The following is a 19,986-nucleotide window of genomic DNA, read 5'->3' as shown; positions in this document are numbered from 1 at the left end:
GATACGAACATGCTGATATTTGAACATTCCCGTCCTAATCGCGCTGCTCACGCACAAATGCCTGCACATGCTGCTGATACTAGCGACCTGCCTGCCTACTTGTTACGTACAGATGTGCCGCTATTGCCACAAGCCTCAGAAATGGACGTCGTGCGTCATTACACCCGTCTGAGTCAGAAGAATTTTTCCATAGATACGCAGTTCTACCCGCTGGGTTCCTGCACCATGAAATACAACCCGCGTGCCTGTAACAGTCTGGCGATGTTGCCAGGCTTTCTTGCGCGCCATCCGTTCGCACCAGCAGCAACTGGTCAAGGTTATTTGGAATCTATGTATGAGCTGCAGGAGATGCTCAAAGATGTCACTGGTATGGCGGGTGTTTCGCTGGCACCGATGGCGGGTGCGCAGGGTGAATTTGCTGGTGTGGCGATGATACGTGCTTACCACGACTCGCGTGGCGACACCGCACGTCGTGAAATTATCGTGCCCAATGCAGCGCATGGTACCAACCCTGCAACTGCCGTGATGTGCGGCTATACCGTGCGTGAGATACCTACGGATAAAGAAGGCGACGTTGATCTGGAAGCGTTGAAAGCGGCAGTCGGGCCACATACGGCTGGCTTGATGCTCACCAATCCATCTACACTGGGAGTATTTGAAAAGCAGATCCAGGATATCCAGAAGATAGTGCACGATGCAGGCGGTTTGCTGTATTACGATGGCGCAAACCTGAATGCGATTCTAGGACGAGTTAAGCCAGGTGATATGGGTTTTGATGTGATCCACATGAATCTGCACAAAACCTTTTCAACCCCGCACGGCGGTGGCGGTCCAGGTGCGGGTCCGGTGGGTGTCGCTACCCGTTTGTTACCGTTCATGCCTGTGCCTGTGGTGACCAAAGAAAATGATCAGTATCGTTTGCTGGTAGAAGGTGACATACCCGCCACCATCGGTCGCATGAGCGCCAATCATGGCAATGCAGGCGTGCTGTTGCGTGCTTACATCTATGCACGCATGCTGGGCGCAGAAGGCATGCACCGCGTGTCTGAATTTGCCACACTGAATGCCAACTACCTGCTGAAAGAATTGCAGCAAGCGGGCTTTGATATTGCATTCCCCACCCGTCGTGCCAGTCATGAGTTCATTATTACCTTGAAAAAACTCAAAGATGAAACTGGTGTCAGCGCGATGGATTTCGCCAAGCGCCTGCTGGATTACGGCTACCACGCACCGACTACGTATTTCCCTATGCTGGTGCCAGAATGCTTGCTGATCGAGCCGACCGAGACCGAATCCAAGGAAACGCTGGATGGTTTCGTCGTTGCTATGAAAACTATCTTGGCAGAAGCTTATGCAACGCCCGATCTAGTTAAAGGTGCGCCCTATACTCAGCCTGTACGTCGGTTGGATGATGTAAAAGCGGCACGTGAGTTGGATCTGGTGTGGCGTCAGAGCGAGGTTTGAAGGCTGTTCTTCAGCGATGTAACAACGCAGATATAGTCGGCTATGGGCAGGCTATAACTGCGGTTCAATTAGCTGACAGCGTTGGGCTATCGAATTAGTGTACATTCCTTGATGGTGATTAATACGAATTGGATTTGGTTTTTGTATCCATACCGTATGTTACATGCGTACGTGGATTGAGATATTCAACTGTTTCGTGTGACAATTCTGCCACACGTAAACTTTTGGTGATTTTAATTTCCGGTTCGTTGGCAAGTTGCAGTATCACCGCTTCATTTTTTGGTGTGTCAGCATCATAAATCAATACATCCGGTTTCATTGGGTTGGACGAATTTACACATAGAACCAGCCCCACTAAGTCATTAGACAGTCGCACTAAACTGCCAGGTGGATATACTCCCAACCCTTTGATAAAGGCATTAAGCATCTCATCATCAAACTTCGCGCGCTGTTTAATAAACATGCGAGACAATGCTTCAGCGGGCGTTAATCCGGGCGAACCATTAGCTGGATTGCATAAGTTGTCATAAGCATTAACTAGCGATAAGACACGTGAAATCGGCGTCATTTTATCCCCAGTCAGCTGGCGAGGATAACCACTGCCATCAACATATTCATGGTGTAGCAGTATGGCTAGTGAGGCAGCATTTGATAACCCCATTTTTTTGGCGGCAGCCGCACCAAGTCCAGAATGCTGTTCAACTATCGTTTGCTCTGCTTTAGTGAGCGGTTCGGTTTTCGCCAGTATTTTATGTGGGATATCGTGTTTGCCAATATCGTGCAGCATCGCTGCCATGCCCAGATCTTGCATATCCGTGTTACTGAAACCTAATGATTTCGCCAGCATCAGGCTCAGCACGGTCACATTCATAGAGTGAAAATAAATATTGTTACCCAGGTGGTTCCCCATAGCGTGTATGAGTATGTCGCTATGGTCGACCATGCAGCTTAACATTTTGTTAATTAGCGTATTGGTTTCCGCATAGGCTTCTGCAGGTCTGGAATATATATCACGTGTGATATTTCTGACGGTGTCGACGGATCGAACAAACGAGTGTTCGACTCGGGCGATATTGTTCTGTATGGACTTTAACTGCTCAATTCTGGATTGTTTTTCCGCTAAAACGGCTTCTTCTTCCGCATTCCATGTTTCAGTTATCACCGGAGGTGGAGGACTATCTTCAATTGGTATGGGCTTTACGTCGCTCACCGCTGGATCATAGCGTATGCGCTTTAATCCGAGTTTGCGGATATCGTCAATTTGCTGCTGATTTTTGATTTTAAAATGGCTGGAAGCAAATGAATGCTCCATCCAGCCCAGATCAAGATGAATATATAGCCCAATACATAATTGTTGAGGAGAAATATATTGAGCGTTTGGTGGTTGTTTTGACATTTTTTAACTTAGAAAATACATCTATGTATGCTTCAGTTGGAAGAACATCAGGCCATGTCCAGCATATAGAAACTACCTCACGAATGCAAAGCTAATCGTACCCATAAATAAATTCACATTGAAAACCAGTGTTCATTTAACAAGTATCGGGGTCGGGTCTAGCTTTGTAGCATTTTTGCATCTGTTTTAGACCTGACCCCGATGTGGGGGATGGCTTTGTTCCCTTAATTTTGCAGTCTTGGCGATGCGCTGGCTGCGGGCGCGTCAAGCCTGCTGCAAACGAAAAGCGGCCATGTGTGCTGCGCCGAGCAACGGTGCTTCGGGGTTCAGTGACAGGCGCACTGGAATGTGTTGGATAGCACGGGACATGCGCCCTTTGTCGAGAAAGCCCTGCATGAAAACACCCGATTCCAGCGCCTGACGGATTTTTGGAGCGATGCCACCACCTATGTAAAGCCCACCGCGTGGCAGACACTTTAGGGCAAGATTACCCGCCTCGCTACCATAAATACGCACGAACAGGCGTAGCGCTTCAGCGCATAGCGGGTCGTCGTTTGTGAGTCCGTGGCTACTGATGACAGCATTGCGATCTGTCTGCATCATTTCTGCCTCGATAACTGGATTAGGGGTGGCATACCCAGAGTCACACAGGAAATCGTATAAATTGCCGAAGCCAGCACCAGCGAGGATACGTTCGCCGCTGACATGACCACTGAAGCGAGCACGCAGGAACACGAGCAAGGCATCTTCCTCGGCAGTGTTGGGGGCAAAATCGCAATGTCCGCCTTCGCTGGGGAGTACGATGTGACGCTGTCCATCCCAGGCCATGATGGCTTGTCCCAGGCCAGTGCCTGCGGCTATGACTGCGGCATGACCGGATTGTGGCACAGCTTGCGGATTAAGCTCGATAAACTCGTTTGCGGACAAATGCACCATGCCGTAAGCAGCGGCTTCAAGATCGTTGATCAGGTATACATCGGCAATGCCAAATTGGCTGGACAGCACCTGAGCGTCGATCAACCAGGGCAGATTGGTCGCATTGCAGCGTTGGTTCGCAATTGGTCCGGCAATGCCAAGGCAGGCAGCTGCGGGTTGGATTGCTGGTGCGTCAGCCATAAAGGTGGTGATGAGTTGTTCAAACTCCGGGTAATCGGCACTGGCGAAGGTCGCCTTGTGGATTGCTGTCAGCGACACGTTACCCGACGTGCCATGTTCAATTTGATACAGGCTCAGCACCGTCTTGGTGCCACCTACGTCTCCTGCGAGTATATGGTTCATATGGTTCCCGATATGTTGCTGTACAGCAGATAGGTTAATGCTACCATGATGTGGTTTGCTACTTTGGATGGTGGGTCAAGGTAGAATTCACGCCAGGCATTGCCGCGATGCTGTTCGTAATCCTCGGTGGCATTCTCCGGGTGACGCTGGCTCCAGGCCAATCGTACCGCGTGGCCGATGATAACATCAAGATATAGCGTATCAGCAATTTTCAGGTTGGAACTCTTGCGCATCACTATCATCAACACCTGTAACGCTTCTTTGTAAAGTTGCAGGCTGTCGGGGGCGGGTACCTTGTTAAGAATGTGAGTGACGCGATCACGGAACTGCTTTTCGCCACGCGTCATGTTGGCGCAAAGAAAATGATCGAGACAGAGTTTGGGATTCCACTGGTCTCCGATTACCAGGCCACCGCTCTGGTTAACAATATCCCAGACGCCTTCAAAAAATCCTTCACTATAACGGCCAAGGTTACCCTGGGCATAACGCCATTCATGCCAGTCAGTTATGTTGGCCAGATCCGGATCCATGCTGCTGTCGAATTTTACCGTCACCATGCCGCTGGAATCAGACGATACATGCATGAGTTCTTGTTGCAGCAGCGTAGCTTTGGCATCCTGATAGTGAGTGAGTACGTCACGCACAGTTCTGGCCAGTTGATGCGGCGGCATTTCCATCAGTTCATCCAGCCCCTGGTTAATAGACAGGCGCGATTCCGGGCGTAATCGTACCGCTATCAGCTGTAACAGTTGCCCAGTACGGATCAGGGTCATGTTCTCAAAATAGGCTGGATGTGAGCGCAGCAACAGCCCCAGATTGAAAATCAGTTCCTGCGTCAGAATCTGGGCACGCAAATCGTCAGGGTTGAATTCGCGGATGGCTTGCAGGAGTTCCTCGGCGCCCATAGGTCGGCGGAAGGTGGAGCGGCTGCTGTAGGAACGCGATACGCTGAGCGCCATCTGGTGCACAATGATTTCAGTGGCGGCGCCTTCCAGATTGATTTCCTGCTTGCCCAGTATTGCTGCACTGAGGCGGATCAGACGCCAGTTACGAGCCTCACAGGCGCGCAGGTAAACCTCCTCTAGCAGGTCGCGGACATGCACGGGGTGATCTGTCGCATCGTGCAGACCAGTGTCAAAGTCAAGACTGTGTCGCAATGTTAGCTGGTGCAAACTGTCAAACTGGACTTGCAGGTCAGCATTGCTGGTCATCAGTGTTATCAGTTCAGCATCGTCCAGTGTTTCGGTTTGCACAGGCTCGTCTGCTTGCATATAGCTATGGCCTGTGCCTGGCAATATTGCAGCACATGGGCGATCTTCGGTAGTGCCTCTGCCATCGGGGAAGCGGTAGCCGTGCAGTACGTCGATACGTTCACGCCCAGCTGTTGGCAGGAAATTTGCAACCCGGCCAAGCTGCACAGGCGTACTGCCTACCTGACCCTCGCGGCACTCGTCCATGAACTGGAGCAGGGCTGTGCTGCCTTTGTCCTTGAGCATGTGTTCATTAACCACCAGCACCACCAGCGGCCTGCCTAACGCATCCCACTGCTTGCTGACATAGGCGAGCACCATTTTCAGGCGCTCTACCAGCATCCCATTATCCAGACTCAGATAAAAATCATGCCGGTTCATGAATTGTGGCTGAAACAGCATGCGTCGGCCTTCAAAAGTGTAGACAGTGCTGGTAGCCAGTCCGCGCAACAACCTTAGCGGACGACCGCTGAGACCCAGGCGCGGGTTGCGGCCAAGCTGGCAGTAAGCCTGCGCCAGAGAGGCCGCATCATGTACCTCGATAGGCAAAATTTCATTGCGGGTTTCTGACTTTATGCCTTGTTCTTCAAGACGTTGCTGAACATCGGGTGTGTCTGCCAGCAGGGCAAACTGTACCCGCCGACCACGCTGCCGCCCGATGCGCAAACGTCGGCCAAGTGGGTCAATGTCGGCTGCATCGAGCAGGCCATCCTGAATTAGCGCACCGAGGATGTAGAGACTCTGTGCCCAGACCAGCGGCACGTTTTCATTTGGTTCCCTTTCCTGGCTATGGGGATTGCGGCGTTCGGCATCAATGCGATCTGCTGGTACGCGGTACAGCTCAGGCAACAGCATGTTGCCATCGTGTGCTACCAGCAGATTTTCCAGCTTGTCGCGGTAAATTCTGGCCTGGGTGTCGTTGCCACGGAACAGATGATAAAGCAGCAGGTAGGTGAAAAACAGCGGCCATTCACATTCAATATGCTCAAACTGCAACATCTCCTCAGGCTCGTAATGCAGTCGGTTGTGGTCTTCGATGACCGTCTGGTGACCGTCACGCAGGAAACGTTTGCAGCCATAACGGCCTTCCAGCTTGGTCACCACCTCGTTAATAGTCGTTTCCACCAGTGCAGTATCTTCTACTGCAAAAGCCGGGTAGCCAACCACGCTGAGTGTAGCCGCATCCACTTCCTTGGAAAGAGATTCACTGGGCAGACTGGATTCCAGTGTAATACGGCAGCGTGCCACTTCATCGGGTACGACATGCACCACCGATGCCTGTCCGCCACCCGCGCCAAACAGATTGAATCCGTTCATTGCCTCCAGCGCTGCCTTGGCCATACCCACTGAACTGCTGTTGATCTCGGCGATACCGTGATTGATTTTATTGCCCCGTTCCCAGATACCATAGTCTGGCGTGCGATAGGCGCGGCCGATATAGTGCACAAGATTTTGCACGAAATTGACTTCGTCAGTGGTGAACACAATACGCAGACCAGAAGCCGTCATCTGTGCCAGCATCAGCAGAAACAGCGAGGTGGCATCAAGTTGCAGATGACCCCATTCATCATCGCCCACCACTGGATCACCAGTGCTGGTGTCGTACTTAGCATGCAGAGCATCGAGCGGATCCTGAGTCTGTTTGAAACGCTCCACCTTGGCTGATTGTCGCATCATGGCAATCAGCAGGCCACGCATCAGCTTGACCACGCTCTGCTCAAGCAACACAGTGCGTCCCGCGTTTTCGTCGAGGCGGCGGTAGGCAAGACCTAAACCCCATGCGGCCAATATGCTGTAAACATTGTCGCGCACCCAGGCATCAGTGTAGTCGCCGTGAGCGGTAATGGCAGTGCTGGCGGGTAGCAGGCCAGTAATCGGGTTCTGCCTGGAAAGAATAATCCGTGTGACCTGTTGGTAATATTGCTCCAATTTTTCGATGGATGAGTTCATTGTTGTTCTGATTGATTGTGACCTCAATTTCACAAGCAAGATATATACCTGAGTTGGAGCTACGTAGCGATAAGGTGGAAATGGTCAGAGTACTTATGGGGCAAAGCTGAAAATATGGCACAAAGGACTGTTGTTATTAGATTGCTACATTTTCTTTAAGCACTTGGTACTTGCTGCACAGCCTGCGCTCTAAAATTTCTTGTTGTATATCCCGTTGGGAATTCGTTGCTTCATGTGATACTGACACGTTCCAAGTTTATCAAAACGATCGTAACCATTTTTGTCAACTTACCTCAGCCGCCAACTTGCCGGAACTGGTGCTCCGGGCAAAAAAAACCCCAACCGAGAACGGTTGAGGTTCGTTATTGGTGGGACGGCGTCACCCGAATCATTGCCTACAAGCCCTATAAATATTGGTTCTATGCTTTTCTAGTTTTGCAGTTACCCCGTAAAGTTACCCCTAAAAAAACGATGCTGCCCCTGTTTGTGAAAATAGTTCAATTTCTACTATTTGCAAATCAAACTCTATTCCTATGGGTCTAATTTACTCTTTCATGGGGTTGTTTCAATAACCCGTAAACGGTCTTTCATGGGGTGTTTTTATAATCACAAAATATTATCGTTTTGGTAATGCTCTCGCGTGCGCGCGCGTACTGGTCTGAGAATGTCGGGATTTATGTTTTCTTGTGCGTGCGCAGAATGTTCCTGTTCCATTCCAGTCAGGCGAACGTCATTGATTTACCTTACTATTACATCACCTTAGACCTCAAGGATATACGCATGCACACGCTCAAATCTCTATTTGCACTCGTAGTTCTAGTCTTCACCTCAGACTTGTCGCTTGCCGCGCAACCGAACTGGGTCGCCATCACACCTGACAACGGCGACTGGCTTGATACAGCCTCCGCCAAGCATGTCGACGGAAAGCTTCTTGTTTGGATCATCCACAACATGGCAAAAGCAGAGATATATCCATATGCACGTCCAGGAGTGATGTACGGAACAACGTTCTACAAAAGCATTACTGAACTTGACTCAATTGACTGCAAGGCTGGAAAGCTGGCCACGTTGCAAACCGCTTTCTACACCGAAGAAAATATGAAAGGTGAGTTCCTCGGTAGCACCACGACACCAGATGCCGCCGTCTTATTTTCGTACCCGATACCAGGGGTAATCCCCCCATTAATAACCGCAGTTAAAAGTAGAGGTTAAGCGGCCATAGCGAGTTTGTGTTTAGGCGGGATACCGCCAATCGCCGTGTTTGGTCGTTCGTTATTGTAAGTCCATAACCAAGCTGTCGCAAAGTTTTGCACTTCCTCGACGGTATCGAACAAGTAATGCGCCAACCAGTCATAGCGCACTGTGCGGTTATAGCGCTCGATATAAGCATTCTGCTGGGGGTTGCCTGGCTGAATGAAGTCAAGTTTGATACCCCGCTGTTCAGCCCATTCCTTAGTCATATTGCTGATGTACTCAGGGCCGTTGTCACATCGAATCACCTTGGGTACGCCACGCCATTCGATGATTTGTTCCAGTGACCGAATCACACGTTCTGACGGCAGCGAGAAATCCACATCAATACACAAACCTTCACGATTAAAGTCATCAATGACGTTGAATAGCCTGATACAGCGGCCATCCGCTAACTGGTCGTGCATGAAGTCCATTGACCAGACTTCGTTGATTTGTGTTGGTACGGCAAGCGCCTCTGGTTTCTCCCGTACCAGACGACGTCTGGGTTTGATGCGTAGGTTCAATTCCAGCTCGCGATATATTCTGTAAACCCGCTTGTGGTTCCAACGAAACTGTTTGGTATTACGCAGGTAAAAATAACACAAGCCAAACCCCCAGTTGCGTTGGTTGGTGGTCAAACGTATCAGCCAGTCGGCGATGAGGGCATTCTCTGACGACAGCTTAGCCTGATAGCGATAGCAGGTTTCGCTGATATTAAAGGCAGCGCAGGCAGTACTGATGCTGATTTGCCTAGTTTGCACTACCAACACAGCCATCTCGCGGCGCAGAGATGGCTTCACCACTTTTTTGCAAGCGCCTCTGAAACGATTTCGGCTTTGAGGCGTTCTTCAGCATACATCTTTTTAAGCCGACGGTTCTCGTCTTCCAGCTCTTTGAGCCTGGCCATCATGGAGGCATCCATGCCGCCAAATTTGGCGCGCCATTTGTAAAATGTCGCTGAACTCATGCCGTGCTCTCGGCATAGTGTAGGCACTGGCGTGCCTGCCTCCGCCAGCTTCAATATCTGCATAATCTGGTTGTCACTAAATCGGGTAGTCTTCATGTAAAAAATCCTCAAATCCTAATTAAGAAAATTCTACTTTTAAATGCACTTATTTGCTGGGGGGATTACCCAGGGACAGTTGGGAGCTATGATGTCGACTTTGCGTGTAGTAGATTCGCGGGCAAGAAATAAGCGATGTTATTACTCCGGAATGTTCCTTAGGTGCGGTAACATCGTATGGCCACACCTCAATACTCTCGCGTGCGCGCGCGGAACGCTCAGAATCAAGAGGAACTCTGTCCACTTGATCTGGTAAGGGTGCAATGTTGCACCATTATTTGCTAACCGTAGGACAAAATCTATTTGTATCGGAAACCTGCGCATAAATCGTTTAATTACTGCGTACCTAACTATTGCAGTATTATTGCCTATGCCGCGCCATGCTTGAATATAGCTGCGAACAAATTGTTTAGAAATTGTACGGAAACACTATCGGAAACTATCAGTCCTTTCTAAACTGTAGTTTTCATGCTTCTTGTTGATAGAGACGCCTATCGGCGCCCCTTAATTTTACGTTAGGAAATTCAAATGCACATCAGAGAGTCCATACAGAGCGTCGCTCAGTTAACTGCAGCACGGCCATCTGCTCTACCAGAGGGGCCGGGAGTGTATGCCTTCTGGTGGATCGGTGATCGGTTGGTTTTTCATATCGCATTGATTTTTTAGACAACGCAATTGCTGAACGCTTTTTCGAAGAAGACAGGCTTGTTGGAATTTGGCGACCGTGGTTCAATATTGATTCGGAGCGTTGAGATGCCTAACGCATCGTTCGATGCGGAATGCGCTAAAGTGTGCTCCTTACCTTTAAATTACAATGTTAGGTATTAACCACAATGACGAGTCCTAGTCCGCCACACCAGATAAGCATCTTTCTTGAAGAGTACAAGGAAGTTGGCGCAAATCTCCGCCAATATGGAAATATGCGCTTTGCTCAATTGACACTCTTTGTCGCAGTTACGGGTGGTCTCCTTGCCGCTAATTTCAGTAAGGATATTGGCTTGTCTGCGTGTCAAAAACTAGCCGTTGCGTTTTTTGGGCTTCTGATTTCCATGGCTTTCTGGGTAATGGAGGAGCGATCAACAGACTGGTGGAATCGTTATTACAAACGTGCCGAGCAAATTGAACTCGAATTAGGTATGCATCAGTATTTACACCGAAAAAACAGGAGCATTTTGTCGGCAACTTTCGCAGTTCGTGCGGTTTTTGCCGTTGTGGTAATGGCTTGGTTCGGTTTGTTGATTGCTGGCATATCCGGCCTTGTCTGTCATGCCTAACGAATAAGGTTAGATTGTGATCGCGAAGCGAGCCACAATCTGAACCGTTTGTTGGACAAGCCCGGCATGGCTGGGGCGGGTGTTGCTTGAGCGCTTATGGAAATATCTTTTTGACTATGCTGGCATAACTGGACGCGTTACGCATCCCACCCGCCATTTCACGACCTTCACGTTGCCATTGCAGCAACTTATTCTATTCAACTCACCGTTTTTAGTCGGCTTTTCGGGCATGTTAACCCAATTTCAGCCTTCTTCAGGGCGAGCACGGCCATACCTGCCTAGTCTGGCAGGTGGGCGGTGTGGGCTGGTTTAGCGCATGGTCTCCCACCCTGTGTCATCTGCTCTGTGTTCCCGTTTTATAGATGGGGCTGATGTGGCTAGCGGTATCGCTTTGATACGTGTGCGCACTATCTTCATCACCCCACCGCAACATTGGCAACGTATCGCTGGTCTGGGTTGCGCTGGCGGCGGATTGTTCCGTCGCCATAGGTGGGTCAGCTGTAGCTGGGTGAGTAGTTTGCTATTGGGATGCAGGTAGCCAAAGTTGCGGGCGCGGCGGTAGCCTTTGGGCAGAATGTGTTGCAGTATCAGTCGCAGGAAGGCTACACCACTCAAGGTACGGGTTTCCATTTGTTTGGTTTGGCTGTTCCGGTAACGGAAGGTGACCTGACCATGCCGGTCGGAGAGGATGTCTTTCTCCTGTATCACCCCCCGATACAGATAGCGCCCAAGGTAGATCAGAGCGTGCTGTCCAGTGCCGACGGCTTTGCAATCCACCACCCAATCGGTCGGGTAATCGTTTGGCAGGGTGAGTCCTGCTTGTCTGATGCCTGCCAGTAATTTGGCACGAAATACTTTGGCCAGGGCTTTGTGGTTAAACAGGTAGTTGCCGTGTTTATGACGCATGCGTCGCTGTTTGGGGTTAAAGGCGACAGCGGGCATGACGAGATGCACATGGGGGTGATAGTCCAGTCGGCGGTTATGGGTATGCAGTACAGTCACCGCCCCTGCGCTGCCGCGCAGCTTGTTGTCGTTTTGGCTGAAGGTGTTGACTGTTTCCCACGCGCAGCGTGTGATCAAGTCATACATGACGCGCTGATGTTGCCAGGCCAGTGTGCGCAACTGGGCGGGCACGGTGAAGGTGAGCATGAAGTAGTTGGCGGGGATGGATTTGTGTAATTGCTGGTCTATCCAGCGCTGTGATTCGTGCGCCTGGCAATGCGGGCAATGCCGATGACCGCAGGAATGTGGCAGGTAGCTGGGTGTTTGACAATCATCACAGGCAAGTTGCATCCTCGGGCTCATCTGGCTACGGCAGGTTTGAAAGGCGGTTAAGGCAGCTTGCTGGCTGGGCAATAGGTGATGACCGTGTTGTGCAAGCAGTTTAGCTGCGTAGGTTGCTACGATGTGCGCCAGTCTGATCATTTGACTTTGCCCCAATGAATGTGGAATTTCTCCATTAATTGATTAAGGCGAGTGTGTGCGCTCTGATGGCGTTGTTCGGTGAGGTGGGTGTAGCGGATGGTGGTGAGGATGGACTGGTGTCCGAGTATCTGCTGAATTTCGAGTAAATCGATGCCAGCTTCTATCAGGTGGGTGGCATAGCTGTGGCGCAGGCTGTGTGGTGTAATTCTTTTTTTAAGCCACAGTCACGGGTCACTTGACCCAAGGTGGTCTGGATACCACCACGATCCAGCGGGGTGCGTGCCAAGTGCGATTTGGCAAGACCGCCGTGTCGATTAGGAAAGAGCAAGCTTGGGTTGCGATGGGTGAGCCAGAAACGGCGCAATACCTGCAAGGTGTTCTCTGATAACGGCACCAATCGATCACGGTTGCCTTTGGCGTTGCGTACTTGCACCCGCATCCGATCCGCATCGATATCCCCTACCTGCAAGCGTAAGCCTTCGCCTAATCGTAAGCCCAGGCTGTAGAGGGTGAAGAAGAATACGCGGTAGCTCAATACGCGGGTGGCCATGAAGATTTGTTGTGCCTGGGCGACGGTAATGATGTCGGGCAGGCTATATGACTTGGGTGGTTTAACCAGATCCGCACCTGGCCAGGGTTGGCTGAGTACATGGGCATAATAGAACTTCAGTCCATACAGATCATGTTTGAGCGTACTCCATGAATGGGTATCCAGGATGCGAACAAAATAGTCGGTTAATTGTGGCTTGGTGAGCGCGTCTATCTGGTCATTAAAATACACCGCTGCGCGCCGTACGCCGTGTGAATACAAGGCGATGGTTTTAGGCTGCATGCCTCTGAGCTTGAGGCAATTCAGCAGTCGCTGGTGATTGTGCTCGAAGTGCGCGGGGATGGGTGTGGGGGCTGTCAATGTCGTCTCCTCGTGGTACAGTAATCAAAATTCCATTGCTGGGGGAGACGAAATTATGCTGCGTAATTTGATGGTTCGGGAATATTTCTCCGCGATAGCGGCTTCGTTCAACTCCACATTCGAGAGTGGTTGTGCCAAAGCGTGCTGCATCTTACTTTTACGTTGACGTTGTAATAGCCACTGTAATTGTCATTCCTTAATGGCCGCTCATGGTGCATTCCGATCGATGTAAAAAGCCCATTCAATTCGGAACTACTGCAATTTAGTTACCGACGAATTTTAGCCAGCCTATTCATTTCAGTGGCCAATTGTGCGAATGGTGAAACGGTATCACGCCCAGTTAATCGGGTGTGTTCGGCTTCTGCTTCACGCAAGGCTTTTCTAGCATCTTCAATACGCTGTTTAGCCGCTGCCAGTGACTTAACACGGTTCTGTGCTGATATTGCCTTACCTTGTGGAGTACGCGCGCCTGTAGATCGTTTCCAAGGCTTCCAGGTGCGTATCAATTCAGATTGTTTTGCTCTTGCTTCGGGTGTCCAATTTCTCGCCATGATATTAAACTCCAATAATAGTTAGATGTTTTCAAAAGTGCGAACTTATTCATTCGCTTTACCATCCAAACCAGCGCCGTCACTGGCTTTCGGTGTTCGCTTTGTCGCGCAATTATTCGTTAATAGTTGGACTGTTCGTAAAAGTGTCTCATTTGCATTCACTTTGCGTTCAGCATGGGACGGAAACCCGCACCATGCTTACGTTTTAGCGTTCACCATCCGTTCACTTTGCTGTGGCTTTTTGTTGTAGCATTTTCTGTCCACAATGAACCGATAAACCGCGCCATACTTGATTATGTGTGTCCATCATGCGTCCACGTTGCATAGTGTTTTACTGTCGCATTTTATACAGCCACTCTTTGCCATAACGCCAACTAATCAATTAAAACGGCTTAGGCATACATTCACCCAAGCCGCGTTATTCATTCGCCTATGATGTGTTTAATGCTTAATTGTCGTTAGTGCCATGTGATGCCTCCAATCGTTGCCGACTTGATAAAATGTGCGTTGGCTAACTGGAAACCTTGTCCAGTAAATTCTGCAAACTCCCATGGCCACGGTTCATAGCGTTTTGGCGTGACATCAGGTGCATTAATTTCAGGTGCATGTATATGGTGATATTCATTGTGTTCAGATTCTGGGGGAGTCCATGCTCCAAAACATCCCTCTACCAGTTCAGATGCTGATAGAGTCGCTTTACTCGTCGGTTCAGAATCTGAATTGATAATGGGCTTTGCTCTATCAGAAACTGAACTTACCCCTTTAATTTTGGGTAGCGCATCCATCAGCAAATATGCACCTTGTCGATAGGTGTGCTGTGTTATGTCCAGCCCGACAAAGTTAGTTACCGCAAGCCAGCTTAGGGCGTATTTACACGCGCCAGCATTAAAACCGCCTTGTCTGGTTTTGATGATTAGCTTACGCTCTATCAACTCGGATAACGCTTTGGCAGAAGTAGCTGAACTTTGCCAGCCACGCTTATTTAGCCAGGTGTAAACACAGTGCAGGTGTCCGTTATTTGAGCCTGTATGCTGTCTAGCTAACTCAAGCAGTAATGACTTGGCTGAGAAACTGCAACCCTGATAAGCAACACTATCAAGCAGGCTGTGAGGAATTGCGCTGTATCTGCCTTGTGCGGCTTCTGTGGGCTTCTTTTTGGTGGCTCTACTCATACAGCACCTCCAGGCTGCAATACATACAAAGCCACTCGCGGGTGCTTTATGCCGTCAGGGGTAACAGCAGTCAACCGCACACTGTCAATCCGATAATTAAAGCGATTGATAAGCTCATGTATGCGTGGCGCTGGTTGCATGATTCCGAAGTCATGCCGAAGCTCTACAGTAGTTCGTGGTGCTATCTGTAGAGCTGCAAGGATAATTGCACGCTGATTCTCTGTGCTGGTATCATTTGGATTGAGTTTGCTCTTTTTCCCTTCGTCGCCAGGTTGCCGCCTGGCTTCGTCGTTTCTGCGTGGTGGGATCTTTGCCATAATTAAGCCCCCGCTATGAGATTGCGTATATCTTCAACACGCCATGCGGTACAGCGTTCGCCCAATTTAACAGGCTTGGGGTAGCGTCCTGATTTAACGCCAGCCCACCATGTAGATTTACAGACTGGAATAATTGCGGGGGTATTGGTTTTGCTGTTCCCGATAATTTGGGTTAGGCGCATAAAGCCTGTTTCTGGTAGTGTGTTAATTGTTGTTTTCATGGCTGCACCCCCTTGCTTGCTGCAATATGGGTGTTAATCCATTCCTCAACGTCTGCTAGTACCCACGAAACCGACTTGCTGCCAAGACGGACTGGGCGGGGGAAGCTATCCTCGGCCATCAGGCGGTAAATGCTCGATCTGCTTAATGAGGTTAGTGATTCAACTTTTTTACGTTTGATTAGTTGCTTTGGTGTTTCTTGAATTTGTAACGGCATACAGTGAACTCCTGATTAAGTTAATCAGGAACAAATACGCGGCATTTCCCAACGCGATTAGCTGCGTTGTAACAGGGATATATCTATAGCAATGCTAGTCAACTTTAGCTTGCCAAATTTAAACAATCTGTTGTATTGTTATCCCTGCGATAACATCCGCTTTTAAAAATGCTGCTAGGCAATTTTTATCTGTTCCAAATCTGCTTCAAAAAATCGGGGTCTTGTTTATGTCCAGTAAACAAGATTCCCGAACCTATCAAATAAACCACATCTAGTTATTTTCTATGCTTCCAAAACTAGCTGTAGTGTTCTTCAATTGATTCAATTCTATTAACAATACATCAGTGCCGCAAGCATTAAATGGTGAGTTTTTGAATAATTTCGATTTGACGAACTATGCTTAACTATGACTAACCAATATGTTAGTTTTGTTTTAATCAACTTTGATATAGTTTTGATATGCTTTTAATGATTTCAAAAAAAAACATCATTTTTTGTAAAAATTTTTTCATTAAGCCCGCTTAAACGTCACAATATCCGCACCAGCAGGGCGGGGTAACCCTGTTTTCCCTCCGTCGAGGCAGGTGCGGCTTGTTCTGCACTAAGTTTGGCTATTCATAAGTGATTTCATTTGTTGCATGCGTCAAAGCATTGGTCTTTGTTTCGATCTGTATATTGCTGACATTTTGAAAAGCATTGGTCGAATGTAGTTTGTGTTGGCGCGATAACTACATTGCTAAATGCTGCATTGCATTGGATATTCGCCGCTCTTGACTCTAACGCGGCAATATTTTGTTGTGATCTTGTTTTGAATGCCATAACCATAAAAGGAGATGTTTGCTGCGAGGCAAGAGTAGTTCCAAGAACATCTTGTCGTGCGATTTCACTTCTGATCCAATTGCATTCCTTCATTCTTTGGTCATTATTTGCGGGTAGGGGGCGATTAAGAATCGCATCTGAATAATTTTGGCTAGGTTGATTTGCGCAACCAGTCAGTAATGTAAATATTGCTAATATAAACAGCTTTATTTCCTTCATTTTTTCCACCTATGAAATGCTAATAAATATGTTATTTATGTAATTGGCTGAATAATTAAGCTAGGTTGCTATGTAGTGGTATCACTTCTGCACCCGCTTTCAACTTGTCCAGATAGTCCGCCCATTGTTGCATCATCTTTCTGCGCTCTGGTAGGTGTGACGTGCGATTGTAGGCGCGTCCTAGCGGGTCGCGTACTGCGTGGGCTAGTTGGTGTTCAATCAAGTCTGGGCGCACCCCTAACACTTCATCTAATATCGTCCTGGCCATTGCTCTAAAACCGTGCCCAGTCATTTCATCTTTGGGTATGCCCATGCGCCGCATCGCTCCAAGGATAGCGTTATCACTCATAGGGCGGGCGTTACCCCTTGCGCTAGGGAACACATACGCACCTTGTCCAGTTAATGCGTGTAGCTCTCGTAATGTGGTTACTGCTTGCGTAGCTAATGGCACAATGTGATCTGACTTAGTTTTAGTGACGTGGTAACGCCATTCAGCATTATCTAGGTCAATATCTGCCCATAAGGCTTTGCGTAACTCGCTAGGACGCACAAAAACCAGCGGGGCGAGGCTTAGGGCGCACTTAACTATAAACGTGCCTGTATAGCCGTCTAGCGTGCGTAATAGTTCTGCTACTTGCTTGGGTTCTGTTACGGCTGGAAAGTGTCCCTCAATAGCAGGGGTAAGTGCGCCACGTAAAGGGGGTACAGGGTCATAGGTTGCCCGTCCTGTTGCGATTGCATGGCGGAAAACCTGCCCACAATTAGCTAATGCTCTGTGTGCTGTCTCAACTGCGCCGCGCTTCTCGATGCGTTGCATGGTTACGAGTAATTCCATTGAGGTTATATCCGCAATGGGTCGCCCGCCTATGAATGGGAATATATCGCGCTCAAATCTGCGTATGGTTTTGTCGCCAGTGCTTGCCGCCCATGTATGTACGTTCTTTGCGCACCACTCACGCGCTATCACTTCAAAGCTGTTGGCGGCTCTTTCTTGTTTGGCGGATTTTTGTACTTTGCGATTAATGCTTGGGTCTATGTCCTGCGCTAATAGCTCACGTGCATCATCACGTAGCTTTCTAGCGGCTTTCAAACCCACGTCAGGATATACCCCTAGGGATAATAGCTTTTCTTTGTCATCGAGTTTATAGCGAAACCGCCACCACTTACCCCCGTTTGGGGTAACAATCAAAAATAAGCCGCGTTCATCAAATAGCTTGTATTGCTTGGCTTTAGGCTTGGCGTTCTTAACGCTGGTGTCGGTTAGTGGCATTTAGGGGTAAGTCCTTTTACAGTTTCAGGGTTACCCCGTAAGGTTACCCCTATAAATATCTGGCTGTTGTTGGACTACATTACCCCGTAAAAGGCAAAAAAGCAATAAAAAACCCGCACTTAGGCGGGTTAGATATACCGTGTTGGATGTTCTCAAACGGTGAAATGGTGGAGACGGCGGGGATCGAACCCGCGTCCGCAAGCCCTCCACAGACAGTTCTACATACTTAGTTTGGTGATTTGGCTTTGACCTGTTTCACGCCCACCAAACAGGCTGGAAACAAGCGAGTTACCTTGGTTTTAACAGTAATCAAAGTAACCCTGATTACCGCGAGCATACTGAGATTACCCTACTGCCGATTGCTCAGCCCAACTCGTATGCAAGCTGGTGTAGGGTCTAACCGACTAAGCGGCTAGAGCGTAAGTTTCGTCGTTTGCAGTTATAAACGATTCGGGTTGTATTTACGAGGTAATCCGTCCTCGGTATGCCCTGCGCTGCTTTGCAACCCACGTCGAAGCCATGTCGCCCCCGATGCTGGTACTACAGCGGATGAGTTCGATCATGCTCTCATCCGATCATTGATTATACATCAACACTACTTATATGGGTCAGTAACCGAGGAAATCAAGTAGGGCGGTGGGATATTTGATGTAGGCATCGGCTTGCCATTCTTGTGGTGCGTCGTGCGGGCCGATGTAGCCGTATTCGGCGAGTATTGCTGGCATACCGCAGGCGTGAGCGGCAGCGATGTCACGCTCGGCGTCACCGATGTAGACGCTGGTGCTGGGCAGTACATGCATCTCGCGGCAAGCCGTGAGTATGGGTTCCGGGTGCGGTTTGGTGTGGGCGCAAGTGTCGCCACTGATGACACTGGCAGCGCGGTAGTTGAGACCTAGTTGTTCTAACAATGGATCGGTGAACCGTGCGGGTTTGTTGGTGACGATACCCCACGGTATAGCACGAGTTTCAAGTTCATCAAGCAGTTCAAGCATGCCTTCAAAGAGTGCGCTGTAGGGGTTGCCATTATCTTCAAAGATTTGCAGGTATTCACGCCGCAGTTCTTCAAATGCGGGGTGGTCTGGGGTAATGGCGAAGCCAATTTGCAGCAGCCCGGCACTGCCGTGTGAGGCGTAGGGGCGGATGAGTTCAAATGGCATTTCAGGCAAACCATGCATCTGCCGTTGTTGATTAAGTGCCAGCGCTAAATCGGGCGCTGTATCGACGAGTGTACCATCAAGGTCGAATAGAACTGCATCAACCATGGCGTTGGCAGGCAATCATGTAGTTGACGTCGGTATCGGCTTCGAGTTTGTAAATCTTGGTAACCGGATTGTAAGTCATGCCGATGATGTCGTTGATAGCCAGCCCAGCGTCACGAGCATGACGTGACAATTCGGAAGGCTTGATGAATTTTGCATAATCATGGGTGCCACGTGGGAGCATGTTAAGCACGTATTCTGCACCGACGATAGCGTATAAATAGGATTTAGGATTGCGGTTTAATGTGGAGAAAAACACCCAGCCCCCCGGTTTTACCAGTGTTGCACAAGCACGGATGATGGATGCAGGGTCCGGAACATGTTCCAGCATTTCCATGCAGGTGACAACATCAAAGCTGGCTGGCTGTTGTTCTGCTAATGTCTCTACGGCGATGCACTGGTAATTGACCTGCGCGCCTGTTTCCAGCAAATGCAGTTTGGCTACTTTGAGTGATTTTTCCGCAAGGTCTATGCCTGTGACTTGTGCACCACGGTTAGCCATGGATTCAGACAAGATGCCACCACCACAACCAACATCGAGCACGGTTTTGCCGTCGATGTGGGCATGGTCATCGATGTAATCCAGACGTAGCGGGTTAATTTCATGCAGTGGCTTGAATTCGCTATTGGTATCCCACCATTTATGCGCAAGCGCACTGAATTTGTCGATTTCTAGCTGGTCTGCATTACTCATGGCGAC

The 19,986-nt window shown here is 49.2% G+C and carries 17 protein-coding genes, 1 other RNA gene and 1 pseudogene; 3 read left to right on the top strand and 16 right to left on the bottom strand.

Translation table 11 applies throughout. The features are described 5' to 3' along the window. The first annotated feature begins 9 nt into the window (after positions 1–9). A complete protein-coding gene (gene gcvPB, locus SFSGTM_RS11275; RefSeq protein ID WP_162085249.1) occupies positions 10–1,464 on the top strand; it encodes an aminomethyl-transferring glycine dehydrogenase subunit GcvPB in 1,455 nt (484 codons plus the stop codon). A 118-nt stretch (positions 1,465–1,582) separates the two neighbouring features. Here gcvPB and SFSGTM_RS11270 read toward each other — a convergent pair whose 3' ends face one another. The 3 genes from SFSGTM_RS11270 to SFSGTM_RS11260 all read right to left on the bottom strand — a co-directional run bounded on the left by SFSGTM_RS11270 (position 1,583) and on the right by SFSGTM_RS11260 (position 7,338). After that, complete coding sequence (locus tag SFSGTM_RS11270; RefSeq protein WP_162085248.1) at positions 1,583–2,860, bottom strand: cyclic di-GMP phosphodiesterase; 1,278 nt, start codon at positions 2,858–2,860, stop codon at positions 1,583–1,585. 264 nt (positions 2,861–3,124) lie between these two features. Next, entirely contained in the window at positions 3,125–4,138 is a 1,014-nt protein-coding gene (gene glk, locus SFSGTM_RS11265; protein ID WP_162085247.1) for a glucokinase, read from the bottom strand. Further along, complete coding sequence (locus tag SFSGTM_RS11260; RefSeq protein WP_162085246.1) at positions 4,135–7,338, bottom strand: phosphorylase b kinase regulatory subunit alpha/beta; 3,204 nt, start codon at positions 7,336–7,338, stop codon at positions 4,135–4,137. Before SFSGTM_RS11260 ends, glk begins: the two co-directional genes overlap by 4 nt. A 780-nt stretch (positions 7,339–8,118) precedes the next feature. Between SFSGTM_RS11260 and SFSGTM_RS11255 the strand changes: the two genes are divergently transcribed. Then, a complete protein-coding gene (locus tag SFSGTM_RS11255) occupies positions 8,119–8,550 on the top strand; it encodes a surface-adhesin E family protein (protein ID WP_162085245.1) in 432 nt (143 codons plus the stop codon). Here SFSGTM_RS11255 and SFSGTM_RS11250 read toward each other — a convergent pair. Further along, positions 8,547–9,634 (bottom strand): IS3 family transposase gene (locus tag SFSGTM_RS11250; RefSeq protein ID WP_162083368.1). Its coding sequence is split into 2 segments (ribosomal slippage): positions 8,547–9,382 and positions 9,382–9,634, totalling 1,089 coding nucleotides; the frame shifts between segments, so codons are not numbered across the junction. The two genes, SFSGTM_RS11255 and SFSGTM_RS11250, sit on opposite strands and share 4 nt — an antisense overlap. A gap of 833 nt (positions 9,635–10,467) precedes the next feature. Between SFSGTM_RS11250 and SFSGTM_RS11245 the strand changes: the two genes are divergently transcribed. Beyond that, positions 10,468–10,908, top strand: coding sequence for a hypothetical protein (locus SFSGTM_RS11245; protein ID WP_162085244.1), 441 nt, complete (start codon positions 10,468–10,470; stop codon positions 10,906–10,908). 309 nt (positions 10,909–11,217) lie between these two features. Here the strand turns inward: SFSGTM_RS11245 and SFSGTM_RS11240 are convergent, their stop codons facing one another. The 12 genes and pseudogenes from SFSGTM_RS11240 to ubiG form a co-directional block, all read right to left on the bottom strand. After that, complete coding sequence (locus SFSGTM_RS11240) at positions 11,218–12,333, bottom strand: IS91 family transposase (RefSeq protein WP_162083488.1); 1,116 nt, start codon at positions 12,331–12,333, stop codon at positions 11,218–11,220. Further along, a pseudogene (locus tag SFSGTM_RS11230) lies at positions 12,330–13,243 on the bottom strand (tyrosine-type recombinase/integrase). The gene SFSGTM_RS11240 and the pseudogene SFSGTM_RS11230 overlap by 4 nt, the downstream one beginning before the upstream one ends. 266 nt (positions 13,244–13,509) lie before the next feature. Continuing rightward, positions 13,510–13,794: a hypothetical protein gene (locus tag SFSGTM_RS11225; protein WP_162085243.1), complete on the bottom strand. Its 285-nt coding sequence runs from the start codon at positions 13,792–13,794 to the stop codon at positions 13,510–13,512. A gap of 458 nt (positions 13,795–14,252) precedes the next feature. Beyond that, the gene (locus SFSGTM_RS11220) at positions 14,253–14,966 is read right to left on the bottom strand and encodes a hypothetical protein (protein ID WP_162085242.1); all 714 of its coding nucleotides are present in this window, start codon (positions 14,964–14,966) and stop codon (positions 14,253–14,255) included. Then, the gene (locus SFSGTM_RS11215) at positions 14,963–15,283 is read right to left on the bottom strand and encodes a helix-turn-helix domain-containing protein (RefSeq protein ID WP_162085241.1); all 321 of its coding nucleotides are present in this window, start codon (positions 15,281–15,283) and stop codon (positions 14,963–14,965) included. The genes SFSGTM_RS11220 and SFSGTM_RS11215 overlap by 4 nt, the downstream gene beginning before the upstream one ends. A 2-nt stretch (positions 15,284–15,285) precedes the next feature. Next, entirely contained in the window at positions 15,286–15,504 is a 219-nt protein-coding gene (locus tag SFSGTM_RS11210) for a helix-turn-helix transcriptional regulator (RefSeq protein ID WP_162085240.1), read from the bottom strand. Further along, complete coding sequence (locus SFSGTM_RS11205; RefSeq protein WP_162085239.1) at positions 15,501–15,719, bottom strand: helix-turn-helix transcriptional regulator; 219 nt, start codon at positions 15,717–15,719, stop codon at positions 15,501–15,503. Before SFSGTM_RS11205 ends, SFSGTM_RS11210 begins: the two co-directional genes overlap by 4 nt. A 627-nt stretch (positions 15,720–16,346) precedes the next feature. Then, positions 16,347–16,757 carry a hypothetical protein gene (locus SFSGTM_RS11200; RefSeq protein ID WP_162085238.1) on the bottom strand — a complete coding sequence of 137 codons (411 nt, stop codon included), beginning with the start codon at positions 16,755–16,757 and terminating at the stop codon, positions 16,347–16,349. Between the two features lie 55 nt (positions 16,758–16,812). Continuing rightward, positions 16,813–18,027, bottom strand: coding sequence for a tyrosine-type recombinase/integrase (locus SFSGTM_RS11195; RefSeq protein ID WP_162085237.1), 1,215 nt, complete (start codon positions 18,025–18,027; stop codon positions 16,813–16,815). Positions 18,028–18,192: 165 nt separating this feature from the next. Continuing rightward, positions 18,193–18,557, bottom strand: a transfer-messenger RNA (tmRNA) gene (gene ssrA / locus SFSGTM_RS11190). A gap of 78 nt (positions 18,558–18,635) precedes the next feature. Beyond that, a complete protein-coding gene (locus SFSGTM_RS11185; RefSeq protein ID WP_162085236.1) occupies positions 18,636–19,289 on the bottom strand; it encodes an HAD family hydrolase in 654 nt (217 codons plus the stop codon). Next, positions 19,282–19,980: a bifunctional 2-polyprenyl-6-hydroxyphenol methylase/3-demethylubiquinol 3-O-methyltransferase UbiG gene (gene ubiG, locus SFSGTM_RS11180; protein ID WP_162085235.1), complete on the bottom strand. Its 699-nt coding sequence runs from the start codon at positions 19,978–19,980 to the stop codon at positions 19,282–19,284. Before ubiG ends, SFSGTM_RS11185 begins: the two co-directional genes overlap by 8 nt. Positions 19,981–19,986: the final 6 nt, after the last annotated feature.

The sequence above is a fragment of the Sulfuriferula nivalis genome (genome assembly GCF_009937995.1).
In the GTDB taxonomy this organism is placed as follows: domain Bacteria; phylum Pseudomonadota; class Gammaproteobacteria; order Burkholderiales; family Sulfuriferulaceae; genus Sulfuriferula; species Sulfuriferula nivalis.
This window is presented reverse-complemented; position numbering and strand designations above follow the sequence as displayed.